At 67.5% G+C, this 20,034-nt stretch carries 15 protein-coding genes and 1 pseudogene; 12 read left to right on the top strand and 4 right to left on the bottom strand.

Features of this window, described 5'->3' with window-relative positions:
• Positions 1-46: 46 nt before the first annotated feature.
• The 4 genes from ACIN94_RS31290 to ACIN94_RS31275 all read left to right on the top strand — a co-directional run bounded on the left by ACIN94_RS31290 (position 47) and on the right by ACIN94_RS31275 (position 4,709).
• Positions 47-1,900, top strand: a complete 1,854-nt coding sequence (locus ACIN94_RS31290) for an OmpL47-type beta-barrel domain-containing protein (protein ID WP_400714098.1) — start codon at positions 47-49, stop codon at positions 1,898-1,900.
• 136 nt (positions 1,901-2,036) lie between these two features.
• Positions 2,037-2,666 carry a hypothetical protein gene (locus ACIN94_RS31285; protein ID WP_400714095.1) on the top strand — a complete coding sequence of 210 codons (630 nt, stop codon included), beginning with the start codon at positions 2,037-2,039 and terminating at the stop codon, positions 2,664-2,666.
• Positions 2,667-2,761: 95 nt separating this feature from the next.
• A complete protein-coding gene (locus ACIN94_RS31280) occupies positions 2,762-3,790 on the top strand; it encodes a hypothetical protein (protein ID WP_400714092.1) in 1,029 nt (342 codons plus the stop codon).
• A 346-nt stretch (positions 3,791-4,136) separates the two neighbouring features.
• Complete coding sequence (locus ACIN94_RS31275; RefSeq protein ID WP_400714090.1) at positions 4,137-4,709, top strand: hypothetical protein; 573 nt, start codon at positions 4,137-4,139, stop codon at positions 4,707-4,709.
• 112 nt (positions 4,710-4,821) lie between these two features.
• Here ACIN94_RS31275 and ACIN94_RS31270 read toward each other — a convergent pair whose 3' ends face one another.
• Entirely contained in the window at positions 4,822-5,016 is a 195-nt protein-coding gene (locus ACIN94_RS31270; protein ID WP_400714088.1) for a hypothetical protein, read from the bottom strand.
• A gap of 280 nt (positions 5,017-5,296) precedes the next feature.
• Between ACIN94_RS31270 and ACIN94_RS31265 the strand changes: the two genes are divergently transcribed.
• Positions 5,297-9,250: a ThuA domain-containing protein gene (locus tag ACIN94_RS31265; protein ID WP_400714085.1), complete on the top strand. Its 3,954-nt coding sequence runs from the start codon at positions 5,297-5,299 to the stop codon at positions 9,248-9,250.
• Between the two features lie 142 nt (positions 9,251-9,392).
• On the top strand, positions 9,393-10,022 hold the full coding sequence (locus ACIN94_RS31260; protein ID WP_400714082.1) for a hypothetical protein: 630 nt from the start codon (positions 9,393-9,395) through the stop codon (positions 10,020-10,022).
• A gap of 359 nt (positions 10,023-10,381) precedes the next feature.
• Here the strand turns inward: ACIN94_RS31260 and ACIN94_RS31255 are convergent, their stop codons facing one another.
• Positions 10,382-11,557, bottom strand: a complete 1,176-nt coding sequence (locus ACIN94_RS31255) for an ROK family protein (RefSeq protein ID WP_400714079.1) — start codon at positions 11,555-11,557, stop codon at positions 10,382-10,384.
• A gap of 304 nt (positions 11,558-11,861) precedes the next feature.
• Here ACIN94_RS31255 and ACIN94_RS31250 point away from each other — a divergent pair, with 304 nt between their 5' ends.
• The 5 genes from ACIN94_RS31250 to ACIN94_RS31230 are packed head-to-tail and all read left to right on the top strand — an operon-like array spanning position 11,862 to position 17,280.
• Positions 11,862-13,307, top strand: coding sequence for a sugar ABC transporter ATP-binding protein (locus ACIN94_RS31250; RefSeq protein WP_400714076.1), 1,446 nt, complete (start codon positions 11,862-11,864; stop codon positions 13,305-13,307).
• Positions 13,304-14,302: an ABC transporter permease gene (locus ACIN94_RS31245; RefSeq protein ID WP_400714073.1), complete on the top strand. Its 999-nt coding sequence runs from the start codon at positions 13,304-13,306 to the stop codon at positions 14,300-14,302. Before ACIN94_RS31250 ends, ACIN94_RS31245 begins: the two co-directional genes overlap by 4 nt.
• On the top strand, positions 14,299-15,240 hold the full coding sequence (locus ACIN94_RS31240; protein ID WP_400714070.1) for an ABC transporter permease: 942 nt from the start codon (positions 14,299-14,301) through the stop codon (positions 15,238-15,240). Before ACIN94_RS31245 ends, ACIN94_RS31240 begins: the two co-directional genes overlap by 4 nt.
• Positions 15,227-16,444 carry a substrate-binding domain-containing protein gene (locus ACIN94_RS31235; protein WP_400714067.1) on the top strand — a complete coding sequence of 406 codons (1,218 nt, stop codon included), beginning with the start codon at positions 15,227-15,229 and terminating at the stop codon, positions 16,442-16,444. The genes ACIN94_RS31240 and ACIN94_RS31235 overlap by 14 nt, the downstream gene beginning before the upstream one ends.
• On the top strand, positions 16,441-17,280 hold the full coding sequence (locus ACIN94_RS31230) for a sugar phosphate isomerase/epimerase family protein (protein WP_400714064.1): 840 nt from the start codon (positions 16,441-16,443) through the stop codon (positions 17,278-17,280). Before ACIN94_RS31235 ends, ACIN94_RS31230 begins: the two co-directional genes overlap by 4 nt.
• 397 nt (positions 17,281-17,677) lie before the next feature.
• Here the strand turns inward: ACIN94_RS31230 and ACIN94_RS31225 are convergent.
• Positions 17,678-17,961, bottom strand: a pseudogene (locus tag ACIN94_RS31225) (glycine betaine ABC transporter substrate-binding protein); the annotation flags it as partial.
• A 340-nt stretch (positions 17,962-18,301) separates the two neighbouring features.
• Here ACIN94_RS31225 and ACIN94_RS31220 point away from each other — a divergent pair.
• Positions 18,302-19,147 (top strand): class I SAM-dependent methyltransferase, encoded by an 846-nt coding sequence (locus tag ACIN94_RS31220; RefSeq protein ID WP_400714061.1) that lies wholly within the window; start codon positions 18,302-18,304, stop codon positions 19,145-19,147.
• 620 nt (positions 19,148-19,767) lie between these two features.
• Here the strand turns inward: ACIN94_RS31220 and ACIN94_RS31215 are convergent.
• On the bottom strand, positions 19,768-20,034 hold a 267-nt coding region (locus tag ACIN94_RS31215), incomplete at its 5' end, for a hypothetical protein (protein ID WP_400714058.1).

Genomic DNA, 20,034 nt, shown 5'->3' with positions numbered 1-20,034 from the left:
CAGTAGTTTGCGGAGGGCAATCAAAACCCGCGCCACGGTGCGACGCATGGCCGCGGTGATGTTGGCAGTGGCACTGCCGACGCTGTGGCTGTCGGCGGCCGGTGCCGCAGCCCAGAGCCAGAACCAGAAGGTCAACCAGGCGGCGGCGCAGGTGCTCACCTGGACCGCCAACGACGACTTCCTCAAGTACAAGTCCACGCCGACCACGGCGACGGCCGGCCCGGCGACGATCGTCTTCGAGAACAGCAGGGCGACCGGCAACCAGTTCGGTATGGTGCACACCCTGACCTTCGACACCTCCACCCCCGGCTACAACCACGACGTCGACCTCAACATCCTGGCCAGCCCCTTCGATGAGAACGGAGGCCGGTGGGAGGTTCAGGTGAACCTCACCCCCGGTAAGTACCGCTTCTTCTGCGCGGTCCCCGGCCACGGCAACATGTACGGCGAGCTTGTGGTCACCCCCGGCACGCCCACGGACACCACGCCGCCGCAGGTGTCGGCCGCGGTGTCGGGTGAGAAGGACACCGACGGCAACTACGTCGGTGCCGCCACGGTGACCATCACGGCCAGCGACACCGAGTCCGGTGTGGACAAGGTGGAGTACTCGCTGAACGGTGGGGCGTTCCAGGCCTACGCCGCTCCGGTGTCGGTGAACCAGCCGGGCAAGCACACCGTGCAGTACCGGGCCACCGACAAGGCCGGCAACACCTCCGAGGCGGCGTCGGTGACCTTCACGGTCGTGGCCCCGCAGGAGAAGGACACCACCCCGCCGACGGTGTCGGCGTCGGTGTCGGGCACCAAGGACGCTGACGGCAACTACGAGAGCTCCGCCACGGTGACCATCACGGCCACCGACACCGAGTCCGGGGTGGACACGGTGGAGTACTCGCTGAACGGCCAGCCGTTCGCGCTGTACACCAAGGCGCTCGAGGTGAACCAGCCGGGGGCGCACACCGTGAGCTACCGGGCCACCGACAAGGCCGGCAACACCTCCAACGTCGGGTCGGTGACCTTCACGGTCGTGAACTCGGGGCCGAAGGACACCACCCCGCCGACGGTGTCGGCGTCGGTGTCGGGCACCAAGGACGCTGACGGCAACTACGTGAGCTCCGCCACGGTGACGGTCTCGGCGAGCGACACCGAGTCCGGGGTGGACAAGGTGGAGTACTCGCTGAACGGCGCGGCGTTCCAGGCCTACACGGCTCCGGTGTCGGTGAACCAGGTCGGCAAGCACACGGTGCAGTACCGGGCCACTGACAAGGCCGGCAACACCTCAGAGGCGGGGTCGGTGACCTTCACCGTGGTGGCGCCGAAGCAGGACGACACCACCCCGCCGACGGTGTCGGCGCAGCTCACCGGCAGCATGGACTGGGCCTGGAACTACGTGGGCTCCGCCACGCTGAAGATCACGGCGACCGACGCCGGCTCCGGTGTTGACACGGTCGAGTACTCGATCGACGGGCAGCCGTTCGCGCTGTACACCGAGCCGCTCGTGATCGACCAGCCGGGGGCGCACACCGTGAGCTACCGGGCCACCGACAAGGCCGGCAACACCTCCAACGTCGCCGAGGCCAAGTTCACGGTCATCGTGGCGCCGCCGGCCGCCAAGACGCCGCTGAACGTGACCGCTTCGTCCCGCTGTGTGGGCACGTCGGCGTACGTCGCGGTCACGGCCGTCAACGACGGAAGCGTGCCGGCGGACGTGACGTTGACGACCCCGTACGGTTCCAAGACCGTGGCCGACGTGGCCCCGGGCAAGCAGGCGTACCAGTCCTTCAACGCGCGGGCCGGACAGATCGGCGCGGGCAAGGTGACTGTTACGGGGACCTCGTTTATCGGTGGCAAGAAGGTCACCTCGTCCTACGAGGCCGACTACACCGCGATCAGCTGCGGCTGACCGGGCCGGCGGTGGCCACGGTGTACGCGCCGAGGACGCCGCCGTAGTTAACAGGGGCCGGCCGGTCGATGGACCGGCCGGCCCCGCCCCCAATAGATCCGGCCCCGCCCCCGCCCCCCATAGATGGAGCAATCACATGAAAACCAAGAAAGCTGCCCAGATACTGGCCGTGTCGGTGCTCGGTCTTGCGCTGGCCGGCGTGGCCGGTCCCGCAGGGGCGGCCGGCGACCCCGGCGACGGCATCGACGTGTCGGTGACGATCGAGCCCACCACCATTCCCGGTCAGGTGTCGATGACCGTGGCGGACAACAGCGGAGTGTCCCTCCAGGAGAACGGCTCCGACGCCGCCGCCCGCCAGTTCACCGGCACCACGCCGACGGTCACGGTGAGCGACACCCGCAGTCCCGAGGAGATCCCCGACGGCGAGTTCTGGGCGGTCGTCGGCCAGGCCGGCCAGTTCACCGCGACCGGCGACCCCGCCAAGACCATCGGCCCGGAGTACCTGGGATGGACCCCGCGCCTGTTGACCGACTCCTCCACCGGGGCGGTGGAGGCCGGTGAGCCCGTCTCCAGTGTGATCTCCGACGGCACCGACGCCCCCGCCGTGGGTCTGCAGGGCCAGGAGATGCTCGTCTCGACCGCGAACTCCGCCGGCGAGATCGGCACCTGGGAGGTCAACGCCGACCTGGCCCTGCGGACCGCGGTCGACGTCGCCGCCGGGGAGTACCACTCGACCCTGACGCTTTCCCTGTTCAACCAGTCCTGAGCCGAAGGCAGGACGACACCGCCCGCAGGGTGTCCGGGACGTGTGCGAGTCTGGCACACGTCCCGGACAGCCACGATGAGACAGGAGACACCCTGTTGACCAGGAGCAGTTTGCGGGGCGCCCTCGCCCTCCTCGCCGCCCTCTGGGCTGTCGGCGCGACCGGCCTGGTCGCATTCGCCGTCCCGGCCGACGCCGGTGGGAGCGACACCACCTGGTCGGTCGTGCCGGCCGACGCCAACGGTCCCGACGGCCGCAGTGTGATCGATGTCGAACTGGCCGGTGGGCAGGAGGTGACCGAGCATGTCGCGGTCATCAATCGCTCCACCAAGCCGGTCGTCTTCGCGATCGACGCCAACGATGGCTACCTGACCGCCAAGGGATACTTCGACATGCGGCCCTCGGACGCCACGCCGGCCGACGGCGGGGCATGGATCGAGGCTCCCGACAAGGTGACCATTCCCGCCGGTGCCACCTCCGTCGTGCCAGTCAAGATCTCGGTACCGGGGAACGTGACGCCGGGGGATCACCCTGCGGGTGTCACCGCGTCCGTGGAGACGATCTCCGGCCAGGTGCGGGTGCAGAACCGGGTGGGCGTCCGGGTGAACATCCGGGTGACCGGCGCCTACGTGGCCAAAGTCGCCGTGACCGGGCTCCGGACCGAGTACACGTGGTCATGGAACCCCTTCGCCGCGGGATCCGTCGACGTGACCTACACCGTCGCCAACGTCGGCAATATCCGGTTGGCCCCGGACTCTCGGGTCCGGACGTCCGCATTCGTGGGTGAAAGCGGCTGGGACGACACGTCCGAAGCCAAGACCAGGGAGATCATGCCGGGCGGCAGCCGCGAGTTCACCGCACGGGTGACCGGCGTCTGGCCGATGGGGCCGATCACCACGAACGTCGTGGCGATCCCCTCACCCGCGGGTAAGTCGCTCCCGGGCATCACCGCCGAGCGGGTGGCGATCGACACCATGGTCTGGGCATTGCCGTGGCCGCAGCTCGCTCTCCTCGCCCTCCTCATCCTTGTCTTCCTCGCCATCCGGGTAACCCGTTCTCGGCGCCGCAGGCGCATCGAGAAGCTGGTCGAGCTCCGGGCGGAACAGATGCGCGTGATGCGTGCGTAGGGAGCCGTCGTCACAGGTCGCGAAGGTGTTCACCTGGACCGCGGCTCGCGGCTCGCGGGGCCACGGCTTCGGCGGGTGCCGGGCGATCGGAAGGAGACCCGGTACCTCGCTGATCCATTGAGGGTGCCCCACGACTCGAGTCGCGGGGGCGCCCTCCCAATTCCTCTCATATCAGTACATACATCAGAGGGTGGCAGCCATCAGCAGACGCAGGGAAGCGACGGCCGTCCGGTATCCGACCCGAGGTCGGGAGGCGACGCCCGTCCGGGATTCGGCACGAGGACGGGTACTCGCATTCGCACTCGCATTCGCGCTCGGCGCGCTCCTCGCCGGCGGTGCGGTGTTCATGGCGACCCGGCCGAGCTCCACCGAGTCGCTGGTCGAGCAGTTCCGCGCAGAGGCCGCCCTCCGGGACAAGGCGCAGATCAAGACTCTAACCGAGCTGGCCCGGACGACCCGCGACCGGCTCGTTCCCGTGCTCGAGGGCCTCGAGCACGCCCTTCCCTCCAACGAGGGTGCCACGCCCGCCGCGGCGACCTCGGCCGACGTCGAGAGCTGGCGGAAGGCGGCCGCCGCGGCCGTCGAGGGCTTCGCCGACCCGCCCTCCGGCGAGACCGCCACCAATGTGGCGAGGTCGAGCCTCGCCTCGGCCGTACGGCAGCTGGCCACCGCCGTCGACACCTACGCGGCCGCGCAGAAACTCACCGGTTCCACCCGCGAGGCCGTGGTCGACCTTGCTGTACGGCAACGCGCCGACGCGATCTTCACCTGGTCGGTCGGGGCCACCGGTCTCGACGCCGTGAACGTCGACGCGGGTTATGGGCACCAGCACGTGTTCCTGCCGACATCGGACGGCAGTGGGGCGCTCACCCCCGACCCCGAACCCGAAGGCGTTCACGACAACCACGACCATCCGTGAGCGCTGCTCCGGCTCCAGGGTCTCCTAATCGAAAGCGAAGCCCATTCGAAAACGACGTCGCCCTTCTGGCCGCCCGCCCGTCGGTTTGACCGTCGTTCTGGGCTCTGTTTTTTCAGCCGTAGTCGTCGATCCTCCGGGAGCCGCCCCTTGCGGCGATCTCGGGGTGTGGGCACTTCTCTAGCTCTTCACCTGACTGCGATGACCACACTTTCTCGATAAGACACCAAGCTTTGTCCTTTAAGGATACAAAGTCGTACCGTTTGGCTGAAAACATCTTCCTCTTAGAGGGAAAGTTGGTTACGTTCACGTCACCTGCACCCCCCTGGAGGTATGGCGTGGCGCAAACGGCCGCGCGACCGAAGTCCGCGCATCAGGCGCGGGTTGTGCTTCCACCTCGTCACAGGCCCGGGCAATAGCCCCCTTACCCCTGCCACCGATGCCGCCACAGCGGCTCCCGGTGAAAACCGCGCTGTCGCGATGAGGCGACGTACTGGCGCCGACATCTCCCTGTTCCACTCCACCCCCAGGGCAGCAGTCAGTGCAAAGAACAAAGAGCTCATGCTCAAACCACTCCCGGAGGAGCTGTTGTGATAGTTCACAAACATCGCACCTTAAAGTGGAGGGCCGCGACGGCGGCTCTCGCCCTGGGGGCGCTGCTCGCACCGGCGGCCCTGGCGTCGCCGGCGAGCGCGGACTCCGTCCCTGACGAGTTCAAGGTGCTCGTCTTCTCCAAGACGACCGGCTTCCGGCACGACTCGATCCCCAACGGCATCGCGGCGATCCAGAAGCTCGGCCAGGAGAATGGCTTCGGGGTCGACGCCACCGAGGACAGCACGAAGTTCACCGACGAGAACCTGGCGCAATACCAGGCCGTCATCTGGCTGTCCACCACGGGCGACCCGCTGAACACGCAGGACCAGCGGGACGCCTTCGAGCGCTACATCCAGCGGGGCGGCGGTTACGCCGGGATCCACGCGGCCGCCGACACCCACTACAGCTGGTCGTGGTACGGCAAGCTGGTCGGTGCGTACTTCAAGTCGCACCCGGCGATCCAGAACGCCACGGTCAAGGTCGAGGACCCCGCGCACCCGTCGACCAAGCACCTGCCGACGTCGTGGACACGTAACGACGAATGGTACGACTACCAGTCGAACCCTCGCAACACCGTGCACGTGCTGACGTCGATGGATGAGAAGTCCTACTCCGGCGCCACCATGGGCATCGACCACCCGAACTCGTGGTGCCAGGACTACGACGGCGGCCATTCGTGGTACACGGCGCTCGGCCACACCAAGGAGAGCTTCACCGAGGCCAACTTCCTGAAGATGATGCTCGGCGGCATCAAGACCGCCGCGGGCGTCGAGAAGGCCGACTGCTCGGCGTCGCAGAGCGGCAGCTTCGAGAAGGTCACCCTCGACAGCACCAAGTCGAGCCCGATGATGCTGGACGTCGCCAAGGACGGCCGGGTCTTCTACATCGACCTGCAGGGTGACGTCAAGATCGTCAAGCCCAACGGCAACAAGGTGACGGCCGGTCACCTGAACGTGACCACCGCCAACGAGAGTGGCCTGCTCGGACTGGCGCTGGACCGCAACTTCGACACCAACCACTGGCTGTACCTGTTCTACTCACCCGCGGGTAGTGAGAACGTGGACCGGCTGAGCCGGTTCACCGTCACCGGGGACACCCTCGACATGTCGAGTGAGAAGAAGGTCCTCGACGTGCCGGTGCAGCGGGCCGAGTGCTGCCACCACGGCGGCGGCATGGTAATGAACCCCAAGTCCGGTGACCTTTACCTGGCCACGGGTGACAACACCAACCCGTTCGCCTCGGACGCCTACACGCCGATCGACGAGCGGCCGGGCCGTGCGGCCTGGGACGCGCAGCGCAGCTCGGGCAACACCAACTCCCTGAGCGGCAAGCTGCTGCGGATCCACCCCGAGGCGGACGGCACGTACACCGTCCCCGAGGGCAACCTGTTCGCCCCGGGCACCGCGAAGACCAAGGCCGAGATCTACGCCATGGGCTTCCGCAACCCGTTCCGGATCGGCATCGACCCGAAGACCGGGCACCCGCTGGTCGCCGACTACGGACCTGACGCCGGGACCGCGAACCCCAACCGTGGCCCCGAGAACACCGTCGAGTGGAACCTGATCACCCAGCCGGGCAACTACGGCTGGCCGTACTGCACCGGCCCCAACAGGCCGTACATCCAGTACGACTTCGCGACCGGGAAGTCCGGCTCGGCGTTCAACTGCGCCGCGCCGGTCAACAACTCGCCCAACAACACCGGCCTGACCGACCTGTCGCCGGCGATCCCGGCGACGATCTGGTACCACTACTCGACCGACCCGAACCAGTTCCCCGAGCTCAACGGCGGCGCGCCGATGGCCGGCCCCGTCTACCGGTACGACGCGAACCTGAAGTCGGCTGTCAAGTGGCCGGCGTACTGGGACAACAAGGCGCTGTTCGGTGAGTGGAACAACAACAAGATGTTCTCGTTCCAGCTGAACGAGGACAGCACCAAGCTCGTCAAGATCAATCAGATCCTCAAGTCCATGAGCTTCAAGCGGCCCATGGACATCAAGTTCGGCCCCGACGGGGCGATGTACCTGATCGAGTGGGGATCGGGGTTCAACGGTAACAACGCCGACTCCGGCATCTACCGGATCGAGTACCGCAAGGGCGACCAGCAGCAGGGCGACCAGCGCCCGGTGGTGACCGCGTCGGCGAACCCGACGTCGGGCATCGCTCCGCTGAAGGTCGACTTCACCGCATCGGCCACCGACCCGGGTAACCTGTCGCTCACCTACAAGTGGGACTTCGGGGTGGCGGGAGCTCCGCAGCCGACGACCGCGAACGCGAGCTACACCTACACCGTGCCGGGTACGTACACGGCCGAGGTCACCGTGACCAACTCCGTGGGCGCGGCGACGACCAAGCAGATCTCGATCAAGGTGAATGCGCCGGACACGAACACGATCTGCCTGACCGGACGTTCCGACGACTTCAACGGGACGGAGCTCGACCGCAACCGCTGGTCGGTCATCCGGGAGAACCAGGGCCTCAAGGTCGAAGACGGCAACCTCGTGATCCCGACGTCGAACACCGACATCTACGGGGACAACACCGGCTCGCCGAACATCGTGGTGCAGCCGGCGCCGTCGGGTGCCTGGATGGCCACGACCAAGGTCACGCTCAACGCCCGTGACGCGTACCAGCAGGCGGGCCTGATTCTGTACGGCGACGACAACAACTACGCCAAGATGGTGCTGCAGGCCCGCGGCACCAACAGCAAGGCCAACCGGATCTTCCAGTTCATCCGCGAGGAGAACGGCGATCCGAAGGAAGTGACGGCGAGCAACACGGCGCAGCTCGGGGACGCCTTCCCCGACACCGCGTACGTGCGGTTCATCTCCGACGGCACCAACCTGACCGCGCACTACTCGGCGGACGGCGTCAGCTTCACCGCGATGCCGGAGACGAAGAAGCTCGCAGGGATCAACAACCCGAAGATCGGCCTGTTCTCCATCGCCGGCACCGGCAACCGTCCGGTGATCAACGCCTACTTCGACTGGTTCCACATCACCCCCGATGACACGGCGACCAAGCCGGCTCCCAACGACGAGTTCGACGGCACCGAGCTCAACACCTGCCGCTGGGACGCGAGCGTGCGCTACAACGCCTCGGCCGTGCGGGTGAAGGATGGCAACCTGGAGATCGACACCGAAAAGGGAGACATCTACGGGTCGGACAACAGCAATGCGAAGAACTTCATCCTGCAGACGGCGCCGGACGGCGACTGGACGCTGGAGACCAAGATCGACGGATCGGCGCTCAACGAGCAGTACCAGCAGGGCGGCCTGATCGTCTACGCCGGTGACGACGACTACGTGAAGTTCGACTACGTCATCGACAACCAGCCCGGGGCGGCCGTGGTGCGCAGGATCGAACTGCGCAGCGAGGTCGGCGGCGTGGTCCAGGACCCGCAGCCGCAGGTCAGCAACCTCACCAGCGGCGTGTGGTGGCTGCGGATGAAGAAGGAAGGCGACACCTTCCACGGCTACTACTCCTCCAACGGCACCGACTGGACCGAGATCGGTGTGAACGGCACGCCGACCGCGGTCAAGAACAGCAAGGTCGCAGGCGGTGCGAAGGTCGGTCTGTTCGCCTTCGGCGCCAACCAGACGGCGTCGAAGACGGCCAAGTTCGACTACTTCCACCTCAGCAAGGACGGCGATGACTCTCCTGCCGTTCCGCTGAACGTGACCGCCTCGTCCCGCTGCGTGGGCACGTCGGCGTACGTCGCGGTCACGGCCGTCAACGACGGAAGCGTGCCGGCGGACGTGACGCTGACGACCCCGTACGGCTCCAAGACCGTGGCCAACGTGGCCCCGGGCAAGCAGGCGTACCAGTCCTTCAACGCGCGGGCCGGACAGATCGGCGCGGGCAAGGTCACCGTGACCGGGACCGCGACGATCGGTGGCAAGAAGGTCACCTCGTCCTACGACGCCACCTACACCGCGATCAGCTGCGGCTGACCGGGCCGACGGTGGCCACGGTGTACGCCAGGGTGTACGCCACGGCGTACGCGCCGGGGACGCCGCCGTAGTGAACAGGGGCCGGCCGGCCGATCGGCCGGCCGGCCCCGCCCCCTATGCCTCCCATAAATGGAGCAAGCACATGAAAACCAAGAGAACTGCCCAGATACTGGCCGTGTCGGTGCTCGGTCTTGCGCTGGCCGGCGTGGCCGGTCCCGCAGGGGCGGCCGGCGATCCCGGCGACGGCATCGACGTGTCGGTGACGATCGAGCCCACCACCATTCCCGGTCAGGTGTCGATGACCGTGGCGGACAACAGCGGAGTGTCCCTCCAGGAGAACGGCTCCGACGCCGCCGCCCGCCAGTTCACCGGCACCACGCCGACGGTCACGGTGAGCGACACCCGCAGTCCCGAGGAGATCCCCGACGGCGAGTTCTGGGCGGTCGTCGGCCAGGCCGGCCAGTTCACCGCGACCGGCGACCCCGCCAAGACCATCGGCCCGGAGTACCTGGGATGGACCCCGCGCCTGTTGACCGACTCCTCCACCGGGGCGGTGGAGGCCGGTGAGCCCGTCTCCAGTGTCATCTCCGACGGCACCGACGCCCCCGCCGTGGGTCTGCAGGGCCAGGAGATGCTCGTCTCGACCGCGAACTCCGCCGGCGAGATCGGCACCTGGGAGGTCAACGCCGACCTGGCCCTGCGGACCGCGGTCGACGTCGCCGCCGGGGAGTACCACTCGACCCTGACGCTTTCCCTGTTCAACCAGTCCTGACCCCGCGGGCGGGACGCCACTCGACTCGATCTGCCGCATCCTCCAGAACCGACCAGAAAGGAAACGGGCCGCCCCTTCACCGAAGGGGTGGCCCACCCCGTTGCCGTGGACGGGCCTGTGGACCGCAATTGGCAGAAAGGGGTGCCCTGAACTCGGCACATACCACATGGGCCGAGTTCTGGCCAGGGCGCCCGCATCCACTGGGGAGCTTTTTGGAAGTCCGAATCTACAGATCTGATATGTGCAATATTTTCGAGGCACGCGTCTGGTTTGTAGGGGCCGAGGAAGACGAACCTGCTGGAGGCTAGGAGCGGGCTTTGCCGACGATCGGCGAGAGATATGCCGTGGTTCAGCAGAAGTTACGTGGCAACTGCCTGGTCTACGGCCTCGGGAGCCAGGATCCGCTCGATGACCATTACGGCGGCGCCGGTAACGCCCGCCCGGTCACCGAGCTTGCTGGCACGGATGCTGAGACTCTGGGTGGCCAGTGGTAGCGAGCGGCCGTAGATCATTTCACGGACGCCTGCCAGAAGGTGATCGCCCGCTTCGACCAGGTCGCCGCCGATCACGACCAGGGTGGGGTTGAAGAAGTTGACGATCGAGGCGAGCGCGCTGCCGACCTCTCTGCCGCCCTGCCGGACGAGGCGGATGGCATGGGGATTGCTTTCCTTGGTCAGACGGACGACGTCCCGGCCATCGGTGACATCAAGCCCCACGTCGCGAAGGCGAGCGACCAGAGCCGCGCCGCCGGCCACGGCTTCCAGACAGCCGACGTAGCCGCAGCGGCACTGCACCTGGTTGAGGGTGAATGTGCGGATGTGGCCGATATCCCCTGCCGCGCCCCGGGCACCGCGATGCAGTCGGCGTCCGGCAATGACGCCACAGCCGATACCGGTTCCCACCTTGACGAAGATCAGATGCTCGACCTCGGGGTAGACGGCCCAGTGCTCACCCAGCGCCATGATGTTCACGTCGTTGTCAACGAGTACCGGAACGCCGAGCCGCTCGCCGAGCCAGCCGGGCACGGGGAAGCCGTCCCAGCCCGGCATGATCGGAGGGTTGACCGCCTTCCCGCTTTCGTGGTCTACAGGGCCAGGCAGGCCGACGCCAACGCCGCACACGTCCGACACGGTGTGACCGCACTCGTCGAGCAACTCGCAAAAAGTGTCGAGAATCCAGCCCAGCGTCGGCTCAGGACCGCGGTCGATGGGCAGGTCGGCAGCACGTTCTGCCAGGACCGCGCCACCGAGGTCGCTCACGGCGATCCTGGCGTGGGTGACGCCGAGGTCGGCGGCGAGCACCATGCCGGCCCCCCGGTTGAAGGAGAAGGCGGTGGCGGGCCTGCCGCCCGATGGAGTCGTCTCCTCGGCGGGCAGGATCAAGCGCTGGTGCAGCAGCGCGTCAATCCGTTGGGACACCGCGCTCCTTGACAGGCCAGTGAGCTGGACCAGCTCAGCGCGGGTACGCGCCCGCCCGTCGCGCAGGATCGAGAGCAGCATTCCTGCTCCGGGTCCGCTGAGCATGCCCTGGGTCACCGGCACTCCTTGTGCTCGAATTTTGCTTATGCCGTATTCTACGCGCCTTTTGCTTGACCGAAGTCATAACTCCTGTATACGCTCACGGCGATATGCGCGGCACACCTGAAGTTCTGACAAGCAGACTGGGTGCCGTTGGGAGCGAGTTTATGACGTGCGTTAACGGCGTGCCCGAGTCGAGAATCCAGAAAGTTCAGCAGTACGGCATTGGGCGGGCGCTTACCCCCTTCACCCCTGCGGGTGACCGCGCCACGCGAATCCGCGCGGCCTTTCCCTCCTCCGTTCCCGTGGCGGAGTAGACCCGATGCTGACCATGACGGGCATCGGCAAGAGCTTCTTCGGCGTACGGGTGTTATCCGGCGTCGACCTTGCGGTCGCGGCGGGCGAGGTCCACGCGATCGTGGGGGAGAACGGAGCGGGCAAGTCCACGCTCATGAAGATCCTCGCCGGAGTGCACGCACCGGACGAGGGAACGATCAAGATCGACGGTCGGCGCGTGTCGTTCGGCCATCCGCTGGACGCCCAGCGCGCCGGCGTGGCGATCATCTACCAGGAGTTCAATCTGCTGCCCGAGCGGACCGTGTCCGAGAACGTCTTCCTCGGCCGGGAACCGATACGGCACGGCTTGGTCGACCGGGCCGCGATGGACACCGCGACCGCCCGGCTGCTCGCCGAGCTGGGTGAGGACTCCTTCGGCCCCCGACGGCCGGTCAAGCGCCTGTCGGTCGCTCAGCAGCAGGTTGTAGAGATCGTCAAGGCGCTGTCGTTCGATGCCCGGATCGTCGTGATGGACGAGCCCACTGCTGCGCTCGCCGAGCACGAGGTCGAACTGCTCTACCGGCTGGTGCGGCGATTGCAGGAACGAGGCATCGCCGTGCTCTACATCTCCCACCGGCTGCGTGAGGTGTTCGACCTCAGCGATCACGTGACGGTCATCAAGGACGGCAGGCTGGTCACCACGGTCGCCACCGAGGACGTCACCTCCGAGGATCTGGTCCGCTTCATGGTCGGGCGCGATCTGAACGGTTACTTCCCGCCACGCTCCACCTCGGTTGGGGAGACACGGCTCCAGGTCACCGGCGGCGGCAACGACCGGCTGCACGACATCGACCTGAAGCTGAACGTGGGAGAGATCGTCGGCATCGCCGGGCTCCAGGGATCCGGCCGATCGGAGCTGGCCAAGGCCCTGTTCGGTGCCGAGCCGTTCACCCGGGGCGAGATGACGCCGGTGCGCCCGCACTCGGTCCGCGAGGGAATCCGCGCCGGAATCGGCCTGGTGACCGAGGACCGCAAGAGCGAGGGCCTGGCGCCGCGCCAGTCGGTGCGCGACAACGCCCTTCTCGTGACCCGTGCGATGGGCCGTGGTGGTCGCCGCGGCGGGGTGCGAGAACTGCTGGAACGGGTACGGCTCAGGCCGCCCCGCGAGGATCAGGAGGTTCGCTACCTGTCCGGCGGCAACCAGCAGAAGGTCGTGCTCGCCAAGTGGATGACCGTCGCCCCGAAGGTGCTCCTGTTCGACGAGCCCACCCGTGGCGTCGACGTGGGCGCCAAGGCGGCCATCCATGACCTGATGCGCGAGCTGGCCCAAGACGGTGTCGCGATCATGATGATCTCCTCCGAGCTGCCCGAGCTGATCGGCATGAGCGACCGCATCGTCGTGCTCCGGGAGGGCCGCATCGTGGGCACCCTTCCCGCCGGCTCCTCAGAGGAGGCCATCATGAGCCTGGCCGCGGGCGAGGTGTCCCCATGACCCAAAACGTGCTTTCTGACCGCAGGGCCGGGTTCGCGGCGCTGGTCAACCCCACGAGTGTCGTCTTCCTGGCACTGGGCGGCGTGATCCTCGTGGGCTGGGTGCTGGTCGCCGTGGACGGCGGTCAGTTCCTCACCATGGAGACCGTCGTCGGGGTGCAGCAGCGCTCAGCGGCGCTCGGGATCGTCGCGGTAGGCCAGACGCTGGCCATCCTGGCGGGATCCCTCGACCTGTCGGTCGCCTACCTGATCAGCCTCACCTCGCTGGTCGCGGCGGTGACCATGGCGGGCCAGGACTCCAACATCGTGCTCGGGGTCGGCGCCGTCGTGGGAGTGAGCGCGCTGGTCGGGCTGGTCAATGGTCTGGTGATCACCAAGCTGCAAGTGCACGCGTTCATCGCCACGCTCGGCGTCGCACTGATCATCAAGGGAATCCTGAGCCACCTCTACACCGGCCCGGCCGGCCGGGTGCCGGAGTCCTTCCAGAGCCTCGGCTATGACCGGTTGGGCCCGGTGCCCGTCTCGGCGTTGCTCTGGGCCGCGGTCGCACTCGTCGCCTGGTTCCTGCTCAGCCGGACCAAATACGGCTACCGCGTCTACGCCGTCGGCGGTGACGTCGAGGTCGCCAGGTTGTCCGGCATCCGCACCGATCGGGTGATCATCATCGCGCACGTGCTGTGCTCGCTCTGTGCCGGGATCGCTGGACTGCTGCTGGCCAGCAGGCTCGGCGCCGGAGCCCCGACCGTGGGCACCGACGGTGGATACGACCTCGAGTCCATCGCCGCCGTCGTCCTCGGCGGCGCCGCGCTGGCCGGGGGCAGAGGCGGAGTCGCGGGCACCGTGGGTGGCGTGCTGTTGCTCGCCGTCCTGGACAGCGTGTTCAACCAGTTGGAAGTGAACTCCTTCTTCAAGGACGTTGTGCGGGGCGTGGTGATCATCGTCGCCGTCGCCGTCTACGCCCGGCGTACGGGCCTGGTCGGAAGGAGCAGGACGTGAAGCGTGCGCTGCCGATCCTCGCGGTGCTGGCGGTGCTGCTGGCCGCCATCGCGATCGTCAACCCTTTCTTCCTAGAGCCCGCCGGGTTCCTCTCCTTCGTCAGGCGCGCCGCGCCCCTGGTCATCCTCGCCGCCGGGCAGTACCTGGTGATCGTCTCCGGCGAGTTCGACCTGTCGGTCGGATCGCTGGTCACCGTCGAGGTGGTCGTCGCCGCCCGCTTGATCGACGGGGACGAGGCGGCGACCTGGCCGGTGCTGGCCCTACTGATCGTTCTCGGCCTGTTCGTCGGTCTGGTCAACGGTGCGGTGACGACCCTCCTCCGCGTGCCGTCGTTCATCACCACGCTCGGCATGATGCTCGTGCTGTCCGGCGCGGTCTTCCTGTGGACGGGCGGCGCACCGCGCGGCGCGCTCTCCCCAGCCTTCCGCGTATTCGGCAGGGAGACCGGATGGGCCATGCTCATCGTCGTGGTCGTCGCCGTGGCGGCCGTGCTGCTGATGCGGGCGAACTTCGGTAGGACACTCATCGCCACCGGCGACAACGAGCGCGCGGCCGCCCTGTCCGGCGTACGGGTCACCAGGGTGAAGATCATCGCGTTCACCCTCTCCGGCCTGTCCGCCGCAGTGGCCGGAATCCTGCTCGGTGGGTTCGCCGGAGTGTCCGCCCAGGTCGGCCAGGGACTGGAGTTCCAGGCAATCACCGCGGTCGTCCTGGGCGGCGTCGTCCTCGGCGGCGGCCGCGGCACGGTTATCGCCGCGATGGCCGGGGCGTTCACCCTGGGGGCCTTGTTCACCCTGCTCAACCTGTACGGCATCTCTGGGGCGCTGGAGTACACCGTGCAGGGCGTCGTCATCGTCGCCGCCGTAGCGGCCGGAGCCATCCGTCTTCCCTTCCTCAACCCCCCGAAAATAAAAGGAGACGCCCATGTCGCGTCATAGACCGCTCATCCTCGCCGTTGCGGCTCTGACGGTGCTCGCCGCCGGCGGCTGCACCAGCGACAAGCCCAGCACCACCACGGCCGCCGACGCAGCGCCGACCGCGGCCGCGTCGACGGCGCCGGCCTCGGGGACTGGTGAGCAGTCCGAGTTCTTCGTCCAGGCTGACTACGACGCTCAGCTCGCGATGCGCTCGCAGACCGCGGAGGGACCGGCGGACAAGCCCTGGGAGCAGGCCATCGCGCCGCAGATGGTGTCCACCGCCGAGTACAAGAAGGATGGACCGTACCACCTCTGCTTCTCAAACGCGGCGATCGACAACCCCTGGCGGCAGGTCGGCTGGAAGACCATGCAGGCCGAGGCGGCGTTGCACAAGGAGATCTCCAAGCTCACCGCCCTCGACGCCGAGGGCAAGGACGACAAACAGATCTCTGACATCGCCGAGCTGCAGGCCAAGGGATGCGACGCGTTGATCGTCTCGCCGAACACGACAGCGACGCTTACCCCGGCCGTCAAGGGCGCCTGTGCAAAGGTCCCGGTCATCGTCTTCGACCGCGGTGTGGAGACCGACTGCCCGGTGACCTTCATCAAGCCGATCGGCGGCTACGCGTTCGGAGCCGACGCCGCGGAGTTCCTGATCGAGAAGGTCCCTGCCGGTGGAAAGGTGCTCGCGCTGCGCATCCTGCCCGGTGTGGATGTCCTGGAGACCCGCTGGTCGGCGGCGAAGGCCGCCTTCGACCAGAGCCAGGTCGACGTGGTCGGCGTCGAGTTCACCGACGGCGACGCGGCCAAGACCAAGGGCATCGTCAGCGACTACATCCAGCGCCACGGCAAGATCGATGGCGTCTGGATGGACGCCGGCGCGACCGCGGTTGCCGCGGTCGAGGCCTTCGAGGACGCCGGAGTGCCGGTTCCGCCGATCAACGGTGAGGACCAGCAGGACTTCCTGCAGAAGTGGAAGGAGGGCGGTCTCACCGCCGTCGCCCCCACCTATCCCACCTACCAGTGGCGCACACCGATCATCGCCGCTTTGAAGATCCTCAAGGGTGAGGAGGTGCCGAAGGTGTGGAACCTCCCGCAGCCCAAGATCACATCGGAGAACCTCGACCGGTACCTGCAGCCGAACATGCCGCCGCTGCACTACGCGCTGTGCGGTTGCGAGGACATGCCGGGATTCCCCGAGAAGTGGGGCGGTAAGAAGGGGTGAGCGCGTTCCCTGTCGGAGTGAACACCTGGGTGTGGGTGTCGCCGCTGACGGACGGCGACCTCGCGTCCCTGGTGCCCCGTGTCGCGGCCTGGGGGTTCGACGTCATCGAGCTGCCGGTAGAGCGGCCCGGCGACTGGGATCCCGGGAAGGCCGCGGCGCTGCTGGCCGAGCACGGGCTGAAGGCCTCGGTGGTGCTGGTCATGCCGCCGGGGCGGGAGCTCGTGGCGACCACGCCTGGAGTCGTCGAAGAGACGCAGGACTACCTGCGGCACTGCGTCGACGTGGCGGTGGCCGTGGGCTCGCCCGTGATCGGCGGGCCCGCCTACGCCTCCGTCGGCAGGACCTGGCGGATGTCGTACGGCGAGCGCCGGGCGATCTACACGGAGCTCCGGAAGAACCTGGAACCCGTGGTCGACTACGCGGGCGAGCGCGGCGTGGCGGTCGCGGTCGAGCCGCTCAACCGTTACGAGACCAGCCTCCTCAACACCGTCGAGCAGGCCCTCGAGGCCTTGCCCGACGGATGCGGCCTGGCGCTCGACGTCTATCACATGAACATCGAAGAGAAAGATCCGGCGCAAGCCGTACGCGCCGCTGCGGGCCGGATCGCGCACGTGCAGGTCTGCGGAACGGATCGGGGCACACCGGGCGCCGACCGCTTTGACTGGCCCGCGTTCACCCAGGCTCTGCGTGAAGCGGGCTATGCAGGCCCCCTCGTCATCGAATCCTTCACCGCCCACAACCAGACGATCGCCACCGCAGCCTCCATCTGGCGGCCGCTCGCACCGAGCCAGGACTCCCTCGCCGTAGACGGTCTGGCCTTCCTCAGGTCGCTGTAGCCAGTGTCCCGAGGTTCCCCATCATGGCGGGGAGCCTCGGGAGCCGTCCCGATTCCTCCACCCATTTCGCCCCGGAGGTTCGGACATGCGTCGATTCCTTGCTGCCTTCATCCTGTCGGTGCTGCTGTTACCCATGGGAGTGGGTACGGCACACGCCGCCGCTCTGATCGCCGAGTACGGCGGCACGCAGAAGGACTGACCATCGGCCACGGCCTCGAAGGGCGCCGGGCGACCGGAAGGAGCCCCGGCACCCCGCTGATCCACCAACGGGTGCCCCACGACGAGAGTCGCGGGGCACCCGCCCCATTCCGTTCTCATCAGTGCAGGGGCCTATCAGACCGGCGCCGGGCTCGATGCCCACGATCTTCCCGTCCAGGTCACCGGCCTTGGACTTGAGGTCCTCGATGGTCCTGACGTCCGTCATGTAGTCGGGCACCGCCAGCGTGAGCTTGGCGTTGTCGTACCAGACCTGCAGGTCCCCTCCAGCTTGTCGCCGTACTGCTTCCAGTAGTCGGCGTGCGTGATGGGCTGCCAGGAGTCGAGGAGCAGGTCGATGTCGCCCTTGGCCATGCCGGCGTAAAGCGGGGCCACATCGGGGTTGATCAGCTTGACCTCGTAGCCCTTGGTCTCGAGGATCTTCTTCCAGAGGTGGGTGACGACGATGTCCTCGCCCCGCGCCACCCGCCCTGACCGAGGTAGAGGTCTCGGGGGTCGGTTATGGCGCGGTGCTCGCGGTCACCTGGGTGGGACCGTGCCGCTGGCCAGCAGTTGCGGAATCCCAACGGAGCCGTTCGGGTATACGGCGGGGCGACTGGCGCCGCCTGGGCTGTCGAAGTCGATGTCGCAACGCTGCAGCCTTCCATGGATCTTCGCCGCCGATGTCCCGGTGCCCTGCAGGCTTCGCGGCGGGAGGCGAAATCTGCGCGTTTCATTCGACTCGAGAGGCTCAGGATGACCTTGATGAACGCCGGCGGGCCTGGATCTGCCGGAGACTTCACCCAACTCGTGGAATGAGACTGATATGCCTGATGGATGGCAGTGGGACAGCACGCTATTCCGGGGAAGCGCAGCCTACTACGAGCGCGGCCGGCTGTCGTACGCTCCAGGCTTTGACGAAACACTGGCCAAAGCCCTCGACCTGGACAGCCGGGGCCGACTCCTCGACGTCGGTTGCGGGCCGGGCACCGTGACGCTCGCCCTGGCTCGGTTCTTCAGCGAGGCGGTCGGCATCGACCCGGACGAAGACATGCTGGCCGAGGCCGAGCGACAGGCCGAGCGCCGCGGAGTGACCAATGCGCATTGGAGGGCTGCCCGCGCTGAGGACCTGCCGGCCGGTCTGGGTGAGTTCCGGGTCGTACTGTTCGCCCAGTCGTTCCACTGGACGGACCGGGACCGTGTCGCGGCGACCGTGCTGGAGATGCTGGAACCGGGAGGCGCGTTCGTCCATATGAGCGACCTCAAGAACCCGCCCGCCGAGCCGGCGCCGCTGCCGCATCCCGCTCCACCGAACGCGCAGATCCGCGAGCTGGTGCAACGGTACCTGGGCCCGGCACGCCGTGCTGGGCTGGGAACGCTTGTAAATGGCACGCCGAACCGGGAGGACCTCGTTCTGGCGCGGGCCGGGTTCGAGAACTTCGAACGACATGTCGTTCCGGCCGGGCAGGTGGTCAACCGCACCGCGGACGACATCGTGGCGTGGGTGTTCTCCCGATCCGACTCCGCCCCTCATCTGTTTGGTGACCGGCTGGGGGACTTCGAACGAGACCTGCGGGCGGTGCTGCGGCAAGCCTCACCGGGCGGCCTCTTCGCCGAGCATCTTCCACCGACCGAGATCATGACCTGGCGCAAACCGTATGGTGAGCGGTGACGGCAACGTTGAGGCGGCCCGCCGCCCGAGACGAGCATGATGGGGTCCGCACCCGGCTGTTCTGGTCACGGGCCGAGGGCCAACACCCGGTCCCGACCCGATTGGCGCGGCGGTTCTGAGCAGGGTACCGACGGCGTTGGCCCCGGCGTCGCCCCTGCATGATGTGTGCGCACCCGGTCGCGATTACATGCCGTGCAGCACCGTGGCATTGCAAATCTTGGTCGTGGCGATTCTCCAGATCAGGCATACGCCCACCGTGTGCCGTCTCACCAAGTGAGAACGACGGAGCCCTGCCTCGGGTCGGGAACGGCTCACGGACGGGCTCCCACGTTCGCTGCCGACCGATCGAGAGGTGAGGTGCCCGGCTATCCCTCTGCGGCCTCGCCACGGCTACGTCTCACGCAGGAGCGCGGCCTGCTACTCGATGCGCCTGCGGCGCCGAGAACGGGTTACCCGGATGGCGAGGAAGACAAGGATGAGGAGGGCGAGGAGGGCGAGGGCGCCCCGCGAACTGCTCCTGGCCAACAGAGGTGTCTCCTTCTCATCGTGGCTGTCCGGGACGTGTGCCAGACTCGCACACGTCCCGGCCACCCCGCGGGCGGTGTCGTCCTGCCTTCGGCTCAGGACTGGTTGAACAGTGAAAGCGTCAGGGTCGAGTGGTACTCCCCGGCGGCGACGTCGACCGCAGTCCGCAGGGCCAGGTCGGCGTTGACCTCCCAGGTGCCGATCTCGTCAGCGGAGTTCGCGGTCGAGACGAGCATCTCCTGGCCCTGCAGACCCACGGCGGGCGCTTCGGTGCCGTCGGAGATCACACTGGAGACGGGCTCACCGGCCTCCACCGCCCCGGTGGAGGAGTCGGTCAACAGGCGCGGGGTCCATCCCAGGTA

It is taken from the genome of Streptosporangium sp. NPDC087985 (assembly GCF_044741965.1).
Classification (GTDB): domain Bacteria; phylum Actinomycetota; class Actinomycetes; order Streptosporangiales; family Streptosporangiaceae; genus Streptosporangium.
Note: the sequence above shows the minus strand (reverse complement) of the source record. Positions and strands in the feature narration are given on the sequence as shown.

Bases quoted from the DNA above. Each gene is read 5' to 3' on its own strand.
- ACIN94_RS31250 (WP_400714076.1), top strand. From the start codon at position 11,862: ATGCTGACCATGACGGGCATCGGCAAGAGCTTCTTCGGCGTACGGGTG.
- ACIN94_RS31235 (WP_400714067.1), top strand. From the start codon at position 15,227: ATGTCGCGTCATAGACCGCTCATCCTCGCCGTTGCGGCTCTGACGGTG.
- ACIN94_RS31275 (WP_400714090.1), top strand. From the start codon at position 4,137: ATGGCGACCCGGCCGAGCTCCACCGAGTCGCTGGTCGAGCAGTTCCGC.
- ACIN94_RS31260 (WP_400714082.1), top strand. From the start codon at position 9,393: ATGAAAACCAAGAGAACTGCCCAGATACTGGCCGTGTCGGTGCTCGGT.
- ACIN94_RS31245 (WP_400714073.1), top strand. From the start codon at position 13,304: ATGACCCAAAACGTGCTTTCTGACCGCAGGGCCGGGTTCGCGGCGCTG.
- ACIN94_RS31290 (WP_400714098.1), top strand. From the start codon at position 47: ATGGCCGCGGTGATGTTGGCAGTGGCACTGCCGACGCTGTGGCTGTCG.
- ACIN94_RS31220 (WP_400714061.1), top strand. From the start codon at position 18,302: ATGCCTGATGGATGGCAGTGGGACAGCACGCTATTCCGGGGAAGCGCA.
- ACIN94_RS31285 (WP_400714095.1), top strand. From the start codon at position 2,037: ATGAAAACCAAGAAAGCTGCCCAGATACTGGCCGTGTCGGTGCTCGGT.